The organism is Pseudomonas gregormendelii (assembly GCF_017114825.1).
Lineage (GTDB): Bacteria > Pseudomonadota > Gammaproteobacteria > Pseudomonadales > Pseudomonadaceae > Aquipseudomonas > Aquipseudomonas gregormendelii.
Window position 1 is genome coordinate 269,646 of the sequence record NZ_JADEVO010000002.1, and the last position, 14,243, is coordinate 283,888.

Genomic DNA, 14,243 nt, shown 5'->3' on the forward strand with positions numbered 1-14,243 from the left:
GAATGAAAAAACTACTCGTCGCGTTCGCCGCCGTTGCTGCGTTCTCTGCCCAGGCGGACACCCTGACCGTTGCCGCCACGCCAGTCCCGCACGCAGAGATTCTCGAATTCATCAAGCCAGCCCTGGCCAAGGACGGCGTGGACCTGAAGGTCAAGGTCTTCACCGACTATGTCCAGCCCAACGTGCAAGTGGCCGAGAAGCGCCTGGACGCCAACTTCTTCCAGCACCAGCCATACCTGGATGAGTTCAACAAGGCCAAGGGCACCAACCTGGTCGCCATTGCCGGCGTGCACCTGGAACCACTGGGCGCCTATTCCAGCAAACACAAAACCCTGGCCGACTTGCCAGGCGGCGCCAACGTGGTAATCCCCAACGACGCCACCAATGGCGGTCGCGCCCTGTTGCTGCTGCAGAAGGCTGGGCTGATCAAGTTGAAGGATTCGAACAACATCCTGTCGAGCGTCAAGGACATCACCGAGAATTCCAAGGACCTGAAATTCCGCGAACTGGAAGCGGCGACCATCCCGCGCGTGCTGACCCAGGTCGACCTGGCGCTGATCAACACCAACTACGCGCTGGAGGCCAAGCTCGATCCGTCCAAGGACGCGCTGGTCATCGAAGGCAACGACTCGCCCTACGTGAACATTCTGGTGGCCCGTCCGGACGACAAGGACAGCGAAGACATGAAGAAACTGGTCGCGGCCCTGCACAGCCCTGAAGTCAAAGCTTTCATCCTGGAAAAGTACAAAGGCGCGGTATTGCCAGCGTTCTGATCTAGCGATAAAAACACAAGATCGCAGCCTTCGGCAGCTCCTGCACAAGCATCGGTAACGACCCGATTCCGTAGGAGCTGGCGCAGACTGCGATCTTTTTTTGTGCCTCAAAAAGCTATTGGCGTTTGAGCATCACCGGCAACTGCGCCACCAGCTTCACATTATTCAACGGCGCCCGAATAAACCCGCGCTGCGTCCCATCCGGGCCAATCACCGCCAGGTTGCCGCTGTGATCCACCGTGTAGTTTGGCTTGGTGGTATCTGCCGGGATGAACGGGATGCTCACCGCATTGGCGAATTTTTGCAGGTCGGCGATCGAGGTCGGCGTCAGGCCGATGAACTGCGGGTCGAAGTAGCCCAGGTACTGCTTAAGCTGCTTGGGCGTGTCGCGATTGGGGTCGACACTGACCAGGATGATCTGCAGCTTGTCCACCACGTCCGCCGGCAACTCACTCTTGATCTGGCGCAGTTGGGCGAGGGTGGTCGGGCAGATGTCCGGGCAGAAGGTGTAGCCGAAGAACAGCAGTGACCATTTGTCTTTCAACTCGTCGACCGCAACCGGCTTGCCATCCTGGTCGGTCATGGTCAGATCCGGCAGGTTGCGGCTTTGCGGCAGCAGGATGATGCCGGCGTCGATCAACTCCGTCGGGTCCCCCTGGCCTTTGCCAGACAGCACTTTATTGATGGTCAGGCCCAGCACAAGCGCGATCAGGGCGACGAGGATGAAGACGGTTTTCTGGGTTCGAGTCATAGGTTCAACAGTAAGTAGTGGTCTACGAGCAGCGCGATAAACAGCAGGAACAAGTACCAGATAGAGTACTTGAAGGTGTTGATCGCCGCGTGCGGCCGAGTGCCACGGTACAGCACCACGGCCCATTGCAGGAACCTCGCGCCCAGGACGAGCGCGCAGGCCAGGTAGAGCAGGCCGCTCATGTGGATCACGTAAGGCATCAGGCTGACGGCCAGCAACGCGAAGGTGTAAAGCAGGATGTGCACCTTGGTGTAGTGCTCGCCGTGGGTCACGGGCAGCATCGGGATGTCGGCCTTGGCGTATTCCTCCTTGCGGTGAATCGCCAGCGCCCAGAAGTGCGGCGGGGTCCAGGCGAATATGATCAGGACCAGCAGCAGCGGTTCGGCGCTGACATGGCCGGTCGCAGCGGTCCAGCCAAGCAGCGGAGGCGCGGCACCGGCCAATCCGCCGATGACGATGTTTTGTGGAGTCGCGCGCTTGAGGAAACCGGTGTAGACCACCGCGTAACCCAGCAGGGAGGCCAGGGTCAGCCAGGCGGTCAACGGGTTGGTGAACGTCAACAGCAGGGCCTGGCCGAGCACGGCCAGCACCAGGGCAAAGGTCAGCGCGGCGGCCGGTGAAACCCGTCCTTCGGCCAGGGGCCGTTTGTGTGTGCGGGCCATGACTGCATCAATGCGCCGATCCACCACATGGTTGACCGCCGCCGCGCCGCCGGCACACAACGCAATCCCCAGGTTAGCGAAGATCAGCACCGTCCAGGGCACCCCGGCGCGGGTCGCGAGGAACATGCCGACCAGTGAGGTGATCAGCATCAGCACCACCACTTTCGGCTTGGTCAGCTCCAGATAGTCACGCCAGATCGCCTGGCTGTGACGTTCGCCGATCAGAGTCGCCATGGCATCTCTCCTTTTATTGTTATGGGCCCGGCTGAATGTTTACGCGGGCTGAACCGCCAGCGTGCAGGGAATTGCTGCTTGACCCGAACCAGGCTGGTTCGCGCGTGATAATTGACCAGCACCAACGTCAGCAGCAGTGCCGCGCCGCCGGCGTTATGCGCGACGGCCACCGGCAATGGCAGGTGGAACAGCACGTTGCTGATGCCGAGGGTGATCTGGGCGGCAAGTGCCACCAGCACCAGCCCCGCCAGCCGGGTCATGCCGACGACCTTGAGTTGCCACGCCAGGCCGAGCAATACAAGCGTTACCAGCAACGCGCCGATTCGGTGGGTCAGGTGAATCGCGGTGCGGGCATCGCTGTCCAGTTGTCCACCCAGGTAGTTCGGGCCGATGTGCTGTGTGAGGTGAAAGCCGTTGGCAAAATCAGCCGGCGGCAGCCATTGCCCGTGGCAGGTCGGGAAGTCGATACAGGCTACGGCGGCATAGTTCGAACTGACCCAGCCTCCAAGGGCGATCTGTCCGATCACCAGCAGCAAGCCAGCCGTCGCCCAATGCTGCAGGCGTCGTGGCACGGTCAGTGCGGGCAATACCCCGGACAGGCGCAAGGTCAGGAGAAACAACAGGCTCAAGGTGGCAAAGCCGCCGAGTAGATGCCCGGTGACCACTTGCGGCCAGAGCTTTAGCGTCACGGTCCACATGCCGAACGCGGCCTGGGCGATCACCACGGCCAACAAAAACAACGGCAACTTCACCGGTTGCCCCGGGTGCCGACGATGCACCCACGCACGGCCGGCCAGTACGGCAATCAGCAGCCCAAGGGTGCCGGCAAAGTACCGATGGATCATCTCGTTCCAGCCTTTATGGGCTTCGACGGGCGTGTCGGGGAAATGCAATTCGGCATGGGCCAGCTGGGCCTCGCTTTTTGGCACGCTGATGAAGCCGTAGCAGCCCGGCCAGTCCGGACAGCCAAGGCCGGCGTGGGTCAGGCGGGTATAGGCGCCGAGCAGCACCACTATCAGTGCCAGCAGGGTGGCAAACAGCGCGAGGCGAAATCCAGGTTTGGCCATGACGATGCCCTTATCCGATGTTCGACAGTTTCAGCAGGTGGCGCAGGTCGTTGAGCAGGTCCTTGCCCTTGACGGTCGGGTCGTAGCGCAGCACCAGGTTGCCGTGGGGGTCGATGATCCACAGCTGCGGCACGGCGTGGTCACCAGTGGTCTTGCTGAACGTGGTCAGGTCCATGGGATAACGTTGCAGTTGTGGGTATTCGCGGGCGAGCTTGGCTTCGTACTCGCTGTTGAGCGGCTGCGCGGCGGCCAGGGCGTGACTGGCCCGGGATGCATCGCGGGAGAGGCCGATCTGCACCTGGCGCGCCAGGTACACCAGCTGCTGGCAGTCAACCGAGCAGTCTTTGGGTGCAGTCACCAGCATTTGCCAGCGTTGCTCCTGAGCCTGCACGCCAAGATCGGCGCGGGTCTGGCCATTGCCGATGAGTTCGCCGTGATAACTGCGCCCCTCCGGTACCCAGAACTGCAGTTTGTACATGCCGGTGGCGAGGATCATCGGACCGATCACCCCAAGCAGAATCAGCAGCAGCTGCAAACGCCCTTTGCGCCGACTTGCCGGCGACTTCGCTTCAGACATGCTGGGTGGATTCATGGCCGCTCCCATGGTGTTTCTCCTTTGCGTTGTGCCAGCCGAGGTAGATGAACAGGCCGAGCAGGGCGATCGACATGGCGAACCACTGCACGGCATAAGCGATGTGTTTTTCTGGCCCCATGGCGACCACCGGCCAATCGGCCTGGTAGATCCCGGGACCCGGTTCTGCACGTAATTCGTAAGGGAAACCATCACGCTCCAATGCTGCCCAGAGCTTCGCCGGTTCCACCGCTGTCACCAGTTGCGGCCAGGTGGTGGTGGCCGGGTCGGCGTGAAGCTGGAAAGTAGCGCCCGGAGCAACGTAGACCCAGGCGGTGAGGTTCAAGACTTCGCCAGGCGTGGTGAATTGCGCGGGGATGCGCCGGTCCGGCCAGGGCAGCCAACCGCGATTGACCAGCAGCCATTGGCCGCTGGCTTGATCCTGAAACGGCTGCAGCAACTCGACCCCGACCTTGCCGTCCCGTTGGCGGTTATCCAGCAGCAGGCTGTGCGCGGCATCGAACTGGCCACGCAGCACGACCCGGCGGAAGGCAGGATCCTCGGTGTGCTGTAACGCAGTGCTGGCCATCGGTTCCGCCAGCCGGCGCTCGGCATAACTGTCCAGCAGCGCGCTTTTTTCCGCGCCGCGATTCAGTTGCCAGAAACCGAGCGAGACCAGCAGTGGCAGCAACAAGGCCACCACCAAACTCGGCACGATGCCTGGCCGGAAGCGCTTCATGACGTCGCCAGAATGTCGGTAGTCGCGATAGCTATACTCAAGTGCATCGCATTTCCCCTGGAGTCTCACCATGCTCAAAGCAGCCATCGTCCTGATGCTGATTGCCACGGTTGTCAGCCTGTTCAGCGGCCTGTTTTTTCTGGTCAAGGACGACAGCAGCTCGAACCGTCTCGTCATTGCCTTGAGTGTTCGTGTAGCCCTGGCCGCCATTACCGTCGGCTTGATCGCCTGGGGATTCTTCAGCGGCCAGCTGGTGTCTCACGCGCCTTGGTGATGCCTCAAAGTACGTAGACGAAGACGAACAAACCGATCCACACCACGTCCACGAAGTGCCAGTACCAGCTCGCCGCTTCGAAGCCGAACTGATGCTCGTTGTCGAAGTGCCCGCGCATCACCCGCATCAGCATCACGAACAGGATTATCGTGCCCATGGTCACGTGGGCGCCGTGGAACCCCGTGAGCATGAAGAACGTCGCGCCGTAGATGCCCGAACCCAGTGTCAGGCCCAGTTCCTTGTAAGCGTGGATGTATTCTTCAGCCTGGAAAAAGAGGAACGCGCAGCCCAGCAGCACGGTGATCGCCAGCCAGAGCTTCAGCGCGCCGCGATGGCCCTTTTTCAAGGCGTGGTGGGCGATGGTGACGGTCACGCTGGAACTCACCAACAACACCGTGTTGAGCAACGGCAGGCCCCATGGGCTGATGACTTCCTTGGGTGGCGGAAACAGTTTCGAGTCAGGGTTGTTCAGCAATGGCCAGACGAACTCGAAGTTAGGCCAAAGCATGTGAGCTATGCCTTTGGCGCCTTCTCCGCCGAGCGCAGGGCCGGAGACGTGGCGCACGTAGAACAGTGCACCGAAGAAGGCGATGAAAAACATCACCTCCGAAAAGATGAACCAGCTCATGCCCCAACGAAATGAACGGTCCATCTGCGCGCTGTACAAGCCGCTGCGACTTTCCTTGATCACGGTACCGAACCAGCCGAACAGCATGTACGCCACCAGCAGGCCGCCGACGAAAAAGATCAGCGGGCCGTGGGATTCCGGGCGCGCCGCTTTCAGGTCGTTGAACCAGGTGGCCAGGCCGAACACGGTGACGAACATGCCGACCGTGGCGATGATCGGCCACTTGCTCTGGGCCGGTACGTAATAGTGCTCATGAGTTGCCATTTATTGTTCTCCTTATCGGGCACGCTCAGCCGCCAGTGTTTAAAGCTACCGGGGGATGTCGGGCGGTGATATCGAACAGCGTGTAGGACAGCGTCAGGTGCTTCACATCCTTGGGCATGTCACGGTCAACAATGAAACGTACCGGCATCTCGATCCGTTCACCGGGCTGCAGCACTTGCTGGGTAAAGCAGAAACATTCGGTTTTGTGGAAGTACGCTGCCGCAGCGCTGGGCGCGATGCTGGGCACGGCCTGGGCGCTCATCGGGCGATCGGTAGGGTTGTGGGCGATGAAGATCATCTCGTTCACGGCGCCAGGGTTGGCGGTCAACTCATCGTGCTTGGGATAGAAGTCCCAGGACATGTCGGCGGAGTTGGTCGACAGGAACTGCACGCGTACCTGGCGAGACAGATCCACCGTCTGTTCACCTTCGTACTGTCCGGAAGTTTTGCCATTGATACCGAATGCCTTGCACATCACGTCGTAGATGGGCACCAGGGCAAACCCGAAGACGAACATTGCCACCACCACCATCAGCAGGCGGGTGACCAGTTTTTTCATCGAAATCGAGTCAGCCATGATTCCAACTCCATACCGAGACCCCTGTGGGAGCTGGCAAGCCAGCTCCCACAGGAATTCGTGCAAGGCCGAGGGTGTTCATTTCACTTCCGGCGGCGTGGTGAAGGTGTGATAAGGCGCCGGTGACGGGATGCTCCACTCCAGGCCCTCCGCGCCATCCCATGGTTTGGCCGGTGCTGGCGGGCCGCCGCGAATCGTCTTGATCACGATGAACAGGAAGAACAGCTGAGTGGTGCCGAACATGAATGCACCAATCGACGACACCATGTTGAAGTCGGCGAACTGCAGGTTGTAGTCCGGAATCCGCCGCGGCATGCCTGCCAGCCCCACGAAGTGCATCGGGAAGAAGGCCATGTTCATGCCGATGAACGACAGCCAGAAGTGCAGCTTGCCGAGGGTTTCGTCGTACATGTGGCCGGTCCATTTCGGCAGCCAGTAATAAGCCGAGGCGAAGATCCCGAAAATCGCCCCTGGCACCAGCACGTAGTGGAAATGCGCAACCACGAAGTAGGTGTCCTGGTACTGGAAGTCCGCCGGAGCGATGGCCAGCATCAAGCCGGAGAAGCCGCCAATGGAGAACAGGATCACGAACGCCACAGCGAACAACATCGGCGTCTCGAAGGTCAGCGAGCCTTGCCACATGGTGCTGGCCCAGTTGAACACCTTGACCCCGGTCGGTACCGCGATCAGCAGCGTGGCGTACATGAAGAACAACTCGCCCACCAGCGGAATGCCGACCACGAACATGTGGTGCGCCCAGACGATGAACGACAGGAACGCGATGCTCGCCGTGGCGTAGACCATCGAGGTGTAACCGAACAGAGGCTTGCGTGAAAAGGTCGGGATGATCGAGCTGACGGCACCGAAGGCCGGCAGAATCATGATGTACACCTCGGGGTGCCCAAAGAACCAGAACACGTGCTGGAACAACACCGGATCACCGCCCCCGGCCGCACTGAAGAAACTGGTGCCGAAGTGGATGTCCATCAGCATCATCGTTACGCAACCGGCCAGTACCGGCATCACCGCAATCAGCAGGAAAGCGGTAATCAACCAGGTCCAGACGAACAGCGGCATTTTCATCAACGTCATGCCTGGAGCGCGCAGGTTGAGGATGGTGGCGATCACGTTGATCGCGCCCATGATCGAACTGATCCCCATCAGGTGGATGGCAAAGATGAAGAAAGTCACGCTTTCCGGTGCATAGGTTGTCGACAGCGGGGCGTAGAACGTCCAGCCGAAGTTAGGCCCGCCGCCGGGCGTGAACAGGGTCGATACCAGCAGGATGAACGCAGCTGGCAATAGCCAGAAGCTGAAGTTGTTCATCCGCGGCAGGGCCATATCCGGCGCGCCGATCATCAACGGGATCATCCAGTTGGCCAGCCCAACGAATGCCGGCATCACCGCACCGAAGACCATCACCAGGCCGTGCATGGTGGTCATCTGATTAAAGAAGGCCGGTTCGACGATTTGCAGCCCCGGCTGGAACAGCTCGGCGCGAATCACCATCGCGAACGAACCGCCAAGCAGGAACATGGAAAACGCGAACCACAGGTACAGTGTGCCGATGTCCTTGTGGTTGGTGGTCAGCACCCAGCGCATCAGGCCTTTGGCGGGGCCGTGGGCGTGGTCGGCATGACCATGGTCATCGATGACGGCGCTCATGGCGTGTCTCCTGCAAACAGATGGGCTGGGCAGGCCGGGGCACGCTGCCCCGACCGGTTCCTTGAGTACGCAATAGACCGGGTCATTTGCTTTCCGCCTGTTTCAGCTCCAGCACTTCTTTTGGCGTGACCATGTCGCCTTTATTGTTGCCCCAGGCGTTACGCTCGTAAGTCACGACCGCTGCTATGTCGACTTCCGAGAGCTGCTTGCCGAACGCTGCCATGGCGGTGCCTGGTTTGCCGTGGAAGACAATGCCCAAGTGCCCTTCTTTCGGTCCGGTGGCGATTTTCGAGCCTTTGAGTGCCGGGAACATTGGCGGCAGGCCCTGGCCTTCGGCCTGGTGACAGGCTACGCAGGTGGTGTGATAGACCTTGTCACCGCGTTCCTTGAGTTCGTCGAGCGTCCATTCCTTGCTGGTCAGCTCCTTGAGCTGCGCCGCTTCAGCCTTGCGTTCGCCCAGCCATTTTTCATAGTCGGCCTTTTCCTTGACCTCGACCACGATCGGCATGAAACCGTGGTCCTTGCCGCACAGCTCGGCGCACTGACCGCGGTAGATGCCGGGCTTGTCGACGCGTGTCCAGGCTTCGTTGACGAAACCGGGAATGGCATCGCGCTTGACCGCAAAGGCGGGCACCCACCAGGAGTGGATAACGTCGGCGGAGGTCACCAGGAAACGCACCTTGGCGCCAATCGGCAGCACCAGCGGCTTGTCGACTTCGAGCAAATAGTGCTCGCCCTTGGTTTCCTTGTTGTGGATCTGCTCGGCGGGGGTGGCCAGGTTGCTGAAGAACTCGACGTCCTGGCCCAGGTATTTGTAATGCCACTTCCACTGATAACCGGTGACCTGGATATCGATATCCGGCTCACTGGTGTCGTACATCTTGATCAGGGTTGCAGTCGCGGGAACCGCCATGGCTACCAGGATCAGGAAGGGCACGATGGTCCAGAGGATTTCTACGGTCGTACTTTCATGAAATTTTGCGGCCACCTGCCCGGTTGAGCGGCGGTGGAGGATCATCGACCAGAACATGGCGCCGAAGACGATGATGCCGATCACTACACAAATCCAGAAAATGGTCATGTGCAGGTCAAATACTGCGTGACTGATTTCAGTCGCTCCAGGCGCCATATTCACAGTCCAGGCCGCTTGCGCCTGACTGAAAATCGACCACAACAGGAGGCCCATCCAGACGTGTGGATGTCGCATCATTGCGGGTTCCCCTTATCGTTCTTGTTATCCCGCCGGCTTTCACCAGTGGCAAGGGAGCGGCTTTTCAGACTACGAACTTGATTGCCGGGCCTTGCTGCGTGTGCAGTCGGGCGTCATCAGCTAACTCCATTCCAACCCGAGTATAGACAGCGACTGAGACCTCGCAATGCGATGGGGTAAATGAACCGTGACAGGACGCACTTGCGCTCAAGGGCACGAATGGAGAAGGATGCAGACGAGTGGTGGCAAATGGATATAACTTTGATGTCTTAAGGGTGAAATAATTATGACAAATGCGTCTGAAGAATTTTCCTGCGCCAGCTAAGTTATGTCTTCCCTATTTCTTTGCCTTGTTTCCTGGAGTTTTCATGAACACCGCCGCATTGCGCGAGCAGATCCAAAAAGCCCAACAGCACGAAGGCGAGACTGGCTTGCTGACTCGTCAGCTGGAAAGCAAACTGCCACATCTGCACCCGTCCATCCAGCTGCCGGAGACGGACGCCAAGGGTGTGCTCACTCGTTTTGTTGCGGCCTACATTGACGAGGTGCCTGACCTGCTGGATGCAGCCAACGAAGTGGCCAAGGAAGCGGGTATCCAGTCGCAGATCACCCCAGTGTTGAAAATCGCCGAGCAGTATTTCCTCCAGCCGCCCGCCATCATGGCCGGCCACATCGGGCTCGACAGCCTGCTGGATGAAGCGTACCTGGCACATCGCTTTGTCGAAGAGGTCAATGACCTGTACATCAAGCATCTTGGCCAGCCCTTGATCCCATTGGACATGACTGTTGCCAACCTGATCGCCCACCAGTTGATCGGTGAGGAATTTGCCAACCAGCTGGACGAGGCCGTGCATCACGCGCTCGACGAAATGCTCGACGACCAGAGTTTTGCACTGGAGTCGGTTGAAGCCTATCGCGAGAAGCTCAGCAGCCCGCACACTGGCGCCGCGTGGAAACGCTGGCCGTGCATGTCGCGCCGGTTAGGCGTGGGCCTGGACCTGGATCAGCCTGCGGCTTAACCGTAATACTTGAAAGATCGCAGCCTCCGGCAGCTCCTACGGAATGCACGCAGGTCCAATGTAGGAGCTGCCGAAGGCTGCGATCTTTTGCTTTAGACCCCTGCAGACCCTACGCCAGTAGTGGTCCGTAAACGCCCTTCCAGCCTGCGCTTCAACCCACGCGCCTCGATCAGCAGCTTCGAACCCTTCGCCGCATTGGCTCGTCCCCACTCTTCGAGCAGTTCCAGGCACGAGTGATCGATGTAGCTCAGGTTATTGAGCGGCACGTGCACAGTCGCGCCCGGCGGGATAGTCCCCAGCACCTGCGTCAGCGCCGGTACCTTCAGAAAGGTCGCGGCACCGCTCAAGCGCAACTCCATCTCGCCATCGGCAGGCAGGTCGATCAGGCTGATCTTCAAGCGCGAAGCTTTCCACGCCAGCTTCGCCAGCGTCAGGCCAAAGCCGATCAACACGCCGGTCAGCAGGTCGGTGAAGACAATCGCCAATGCGGTCGCCGCATAGGTGAACATCGGCATCCTGCCGTAACGCCCCAGGCCGCGAAACGCCTTGAGGTCGACCAGTTTGAAACCGGTGTAAACCAGAACGCCCGCCAGGCTCGCTACCGGAATGCTCTGCAGCACACTGGAGAGCAACAGGACGAAAGCCAGCAACCATAGCCCGTGGAAAATCGTCGACAATCGCGTGGTCGCGCCGGCTTGCACGTTGGCCGAGCTCCGCACGATCACGCCGGTCATTGGCAACGCACCCAGCAGGCCGCAGAGCATGTTGCCCACACCTTGGGCAGACAGCTCCCGATCGAAGTCAGAGCGCTGGCCACTGTGCATGCGGTCGACGGCGGCGGCGGAGAGCAAGGTTTCGGCGCTGGCGATAAATGCCACGGCAAACGCCGCGATCAGCAGGGTGGGGTCGGCCAGGTTGAGCAAGTCCGCCGGTTTCAGCCAGTCGATCGCTTCCGCGAGGTTAGCCGGGACTTCCACTCGTTTGACCTGCAAGGCCAACACCAGGCTGGCCCCGGTTGCCAGCCCTACACCGAGCAAGGCGCCAGGTATGAAGCGCAGTGAGTGCGGACGAAATTTTTCCCACAGCCACATCACTGCAATCGTCCCCAGGCCGAGCAAACCAGCCTGCCAGCCCACCGATGGCAAAGCTTGCGCAACGGCTGCGGGGAAGGTGGCCAGGTTGTCCAGGCCGGAAGGTTTGGGCACGGCGTCGAGCATCACATGCACTTGGGACAATACGATCAGCACGCCAATGCCTGCGAGCATGCCGTAGACCACGGCGGGTGCCGTCACCCGAAACCAGCAGCCCAGTTTCAACCGACCGGCCACCAGTTGCAGGAAACCCGCTAAGAGCAGGATCGGCCCCAGCATGGCAATACCATGCTGACGCACGAGTTCGAAGACGAGTACCGCAAGCCCGGCGGCAGGACCGCTGACTTGCAAGGGGGAGCCGGCGAGCCAGCCTACAACCAGGCCGCCGATGATCCCGGTGATCAGGCCTTTGGCGGGTGGCAGGCCGGAAGCGATGGCGATACCCATGCACAAGGGCAGGGCCACCAGAAATACGACCACCGAAGCCAGCAGCTCCCGCGGCAGTGCAGCTTTGAGTTGCGCAGCACGCATGTTGATTCTCCCGACATTTCTTCAGGCGTGGCAAAGCCAGGCTGCTTATTCAGCGGCCGGCTTTGCTACACAGGGGTTTAGGAGGCGTTAGAAGCGCGCTTTGGGCGTCGCCACGGGGATCGGATGGCTGCCATCCAATGGCAGGAAACAACCTTTGTCCGCGTCGTAAGCTTTTATTTCGCTGGTTTCGATGTTGTAGACCCAGCCATGGATGAACAGTTGGCCGTTGGCCATGCGCGAAGCCACGGATGGGTGCGTGCGCAGGTGCTGGAGTTGCGCGATCACGTTCTCTTCAGTGAGGACATGCATGCTTTCGTTTTCGTCGGCGCAGTTGCAGTTCTCATGAACCATGGTTTTCGCCACTTCTGCGTGCCGCAGCCAGGCTTTGACCGTCGGCATTTTTTCCAGGCTATCGGGGTTCAACACTGCGCGCATGGCGCCGCAGTCGGAATGTCCGCAGATGATGATGTGCTGTACACCCAGCGCCAGCACCGCATATTCGATGGCAGTGGAAACGCCGCCGTTCATTTGCCCATAAGGTGGCACGACGTTGCCTACGTTACGGGTCACAAACAGATCGCCGGGCGCGCTTTGAGTAATCAGTTCAGGAACGATGCGCGAGTCGGCGCAAGCGATGAACATTGCCCGGGGACTTTGTGCCGTCGCGAGCTTTTTGAAGAGTTCTTCCTGCTGGGGGAAGACGTCGTGATGAAAATGCAAGAAGCCATCAACGATATGCTGCAGCGCTGCATCGGCAGACTCCGCTTCGGGTTGGGCGGAAGCCGACGCAGCCAGCGGCTGTTTATCCTTGTCACTCATAAATTCATCCTCTTGGGCGGAGTGGGGGAATTGTCCCGTGTTGTCCGATGTGAAGCCAGTGGCTGTTAAAAACATCCAGGCCAAGAAATCTCGACCCGTCAGTCACTCGATGAACAAGGTAGCCCGCGAAACTTAACTCAAACTGAATCAACCGCTCTAGAACATGTGTTCCAGGTCACAAAAAACGTGACTGGTGTGGTGGCCACATGCTTTGTTCCGCTTCAACAATAGGCTAATTCTCCCTAAATCAGCGACATTTGGCGACCCGGGGGACAGAAGGCACTGCAGTCCAGATCAAAACCTTCCCGACGATTGAGCCCCAGGCGTTTGATGGTCTTGGCGAAGCGCTGCGCCAGCAAGTCGGCAAAGGGGCCTTCGCCGCGCATTCGAGCGCCGAATCGACTGTCGTACAGCTCCCCTCCACGGCTTTGGCGGATCAGGCTCAATACATGCGCAGCTCGCTGAGGATAATGCGCGGCCAGCCATTCCTCGAATAAAGGTGCCACCTCCAGAGGCAGGCGCAACATCATGTAGGCTGCACTCTGGGCACCGGCTGCCTGCGCTTCGGTAAGCAGGCTTTCGAGTTCGCTGTCGTTGATCATTGGAATCATCGGCGAACACAGCACCCCTACAGGAATACCGGCGTCACGCATCACGCGGATTGCCCGCAGCCGGGCCTTCGGTGCTGCGGCGCGTGGCTCGAGAATGCGCTTGAGCTCATCGTCCAGCGTGGTCAGGCTGATCATCACCGCCACCAGCCGCTGCCGGGCGAGTTCGGTCAGCAGGTCCAGGTCTCGAAGAATCAGCGAACCCTTGGTGATGATGGTGACCGGATGGCGGTAGCGCAGCAAAACTTCCAGGGTTTTTCGGGTAATCCCGTGTTCGCGTTCGATCGGCTGGTACGGGTCGGTGTTGGAACCCAGGTTGATGGGGGCGCACTGATAGCCCCGTCGTGACAGCTGCTCTTCCAGCACGTCGGCGGCATTGGTCTTGGCGATCAGCCGGGTTTCGAAATCGAGTCCGGGCGACATGTCCCAATACGCATGGCTGGGCCGGGCATAGCAGTAAATGCAGACGTGCTAGGCTATACGTTCCATAGTCTCTGGCTGTTCAAAAAATGACCAAAAAATGTTATCCCTACGTTCGATTCTCATCTAAACGTCAAGAGGATGGCAGCACCAGAACACGCCAGAATGAGCTTATAGACGCTTTCGTGTCCAAGCATGGCTTGGAGGTAGATCGTATCCGCTCCATGAACCCCACATTCAAAGCCACCATCTGATCCCCCGAAGCTATGCTCCCGATTTCTTCATCTGTGGCAATTAGCCCACTTCCTATTTTGCCAGCACAAGAATGGCGAAGCCTGGC

The 14,243-nt window shown here is 59.6% G+C and carries 14 protein-coding genes and 1 pseudogene; 3 read left to right on the plus strand and 12 right to left on the minus strand.

Annotated elements, in window-relative coordinates; translation table 11 throughout:
* Positions 1 to 2: 2 nt before the first annotated feature.
* Positions 3 to 773 (plus strand): MetQ/NlpA family ABC transporter substrate-binding protein, encoded by a 771-nt coding sequence (locus IMW75_RS02950; RefSeq protein WP_045059105.1) that lies wholly within the window; start codon positions 3 to 5, stop codon positions 771 to 773.
* A 115-nt stretch (positions 774 to 888) separates the two neighbouring features.
* On the opposite strand, the gene IMW75_RS02955 is transcribed toward IMW75_RS02950, so the two are convergent.
* Genes IMW75_RS02955 through IMW75_RS02975 form a run of 5 tightly spaced genes read right to left on the minus strand, consistent with a single transcriptional unit; the run spans position 889 to position 4,797 of the window.
* Complete coding sequence (locus IMW75_RS02955; RefSeq protein ID WP_045059104.1) at positions 889 to 1,524, minus strand: SCO family protein; 636 nt, start codon at positions 1,522 to 1,524, stop codon at positions 889 to 891.
* Positions 1,521 to 2,420: a heme o synthase gene (cyoE, locus tag IMW75_RS02960; protein ID WP_205891831.1), complete on the minus strand. Its 900-nt coding sequence runs from the start codon at positions 2,418 to 2,420 to the stop codon at positions 1,521 to 1,523. Before cyoE ends, IMW75_RS02955 begins: the two co-directional genes overlap by 4 nt.
* The gene (locus tag IMW75_RS02965; protein WP_045059102.1) at positions 2,408 to 3,487 is read right to left on the minus strand and encodes a COX15/CtaA family protein; all 1,080 of its coding nucleotides are present in this window, start codon (positions 3,485 to 3,487) and stop codon (positions 2,408 to 2,410) included. The genes cyoE and IMW75_RS02965 overlap by 13 nt, the downstream gene beginning before the upstream one ends.
* A 10-nt stretch (positions 3,488 to 3,497) precedes the next feature.
* Positions 3,498 to 4,091 carry a hypothetical protein gene (locus tag IMW75_RS02970; protein WP_045059133.1) on the minus strand — a complete coding sequence of 198 codons (594 nt, stop codon included), beginning with the start codon at positions 4,089 to 4,091 and terminating at the stop codon, positions 3,498 to 3,500.
* Entirely contained in the window at positions 4,057 to 4,797 is a 741-nt protein-coding gene (locus IMW75_RS02975; RefSeq protein ID WP_205891832.1) for an SURF1 family protein, read from the minus strand. Before IMW75_RS02975 ends, IMW75_RS02970 begins: the two co-directional genes overlap by 35 nt.
* A gap of 70 nt (positions 4,798 to 4,867) precedes the next feature.
* Here IMW75_RS02975 and IMW75_RS02980 point away from each other — a divergent pair, with 70 nt between their 5' ends.
* Positions 4,868 to 5,071, plus strand: coding sequence for a twin transmembrane helix small protein (locus tag IMW75_RS02980; protein WP_008064738.1), 204 nt, complete (start codon positions 4,868 to 4,870; stop codon positions 5,069 to 5,071).
* A gap of 4 nt (positions 5,072 to 5,075) precedes the next feature.
* Here the strand turns inward: IMW75_RS02980 and IMW75_RS02985 are convergent, their stop codons facing one another.
* The 4 genes from IMW75_RS02985 to coxB form a co-directional block, all read right to left on the minus strand.
* Positions 5,076 to 5,963 (minus strand): cytochrome c oxidase subunit 3, encoded by an 888-nt coding sequence (locus IMW75_RS02985; RefSeq protein WP_205891833.1) that lies wholly within the window; start codon positions 5,961 to 5,963, stop codon positions 5,076 to 5,078.
* Positions 5,964 to 5,988: 25 nt separating this feature from the next.
* Positions 5,989 to 6,540, minus strand: coding sequence for a cytochrome c oxidase assembly protein (locus IMW75_RS02990; RefSeq protein WP_205891834.1), 552 nt, complete (start codon positions 6,538 to 6,540; stop codon positions 5,989 to 5,991).
* Between the two features lie 78 nt (positions 6,541 to 6,618).
* A complete protein-coding gene (gene ctaD, locus IMW75_RS02995) occupies positions 6,619 to 8,205 on the minus strand; it encodes a cytochrome c oxidase subunit I (protein ID WP_045059098.1) in 1,587 nt (528 codons plus the stop codon).
* An 82-nt stretch (positions 8,206 to 8,287) separates the two neighbouring features.
* Positions 8,288 to 9,415: a cytochrome c oxidase subunit II gene (coxB, locus tag IMW75_RS03000; RefSeq protein ID WP_045059097.1), complete on the minus strand. Its 1,128-nt coding sequence runs from the start codon at positions 9,413 to 9,415 to the stop codon at positions 8,288 to 8,290.
* A gap of 368 nt (positions 9,416 to 9,783) precedes the next feature.
* On the opposite strand from coxB, the gene IMW75_RS03005 reads away from it, so the two are divergent.
* Positions 9,784 to 10,434, plus strand: coding sequence for a hypothetical protein (locus IMW75_RS03005; RefSeq protein WP_205891835.1), 651 nt, complete (start codon positions 9,784 to 9,786; stop codon positions 10,432 to 10,434).
* A 92-nt stretch (positions 10,435 to 10,526) separates the two neighbouring features.
* Here the strand turns inward: IMW75_RS03005 and IMW75_RS03010 are convergent, their stop codons facing one another.
* From IMW75_RS03010 to IMW75_RS03020, 3 genes and pseudogenes are all read right to left on the minus strand, one after another.
* Positions 10,527 to 12,056: a SulP family inorganic anion transporter gene (locus IMW75_RS03010; RefSeq protein ID WP_045059095.1), complete on the minus strand. Its 1,530-nt coding sequence runs from the start codon at positions 12,054 to 12,056 to the stop codon at positions 10,527 to 10,529.
* An 87-nt stretch (positions 12,057 to 12,143) separates the two neighbouring features.
* Positions 12,144 to 12,875, minus strand: a complete 732-nt coding sequence (locus IMW75_RS03015; protein WP_045059094.1) for a carbonic anhydrase — start codon at positions 12,873 to 12,875, stop codon at positions 12,144 to 12,146.
* Between the two features lie 242 nt (positions 12,876 to 13,117).
* Positions 13,118 to 13,954: pseudogene (locus IMW75_RS03020) on the minus strand (PA0069 family radical SAM protein); the annotation flags it as partial.
* Between the last annotated feature and the right edge of the window lie 289 nt (positions 13,955 to 14,243).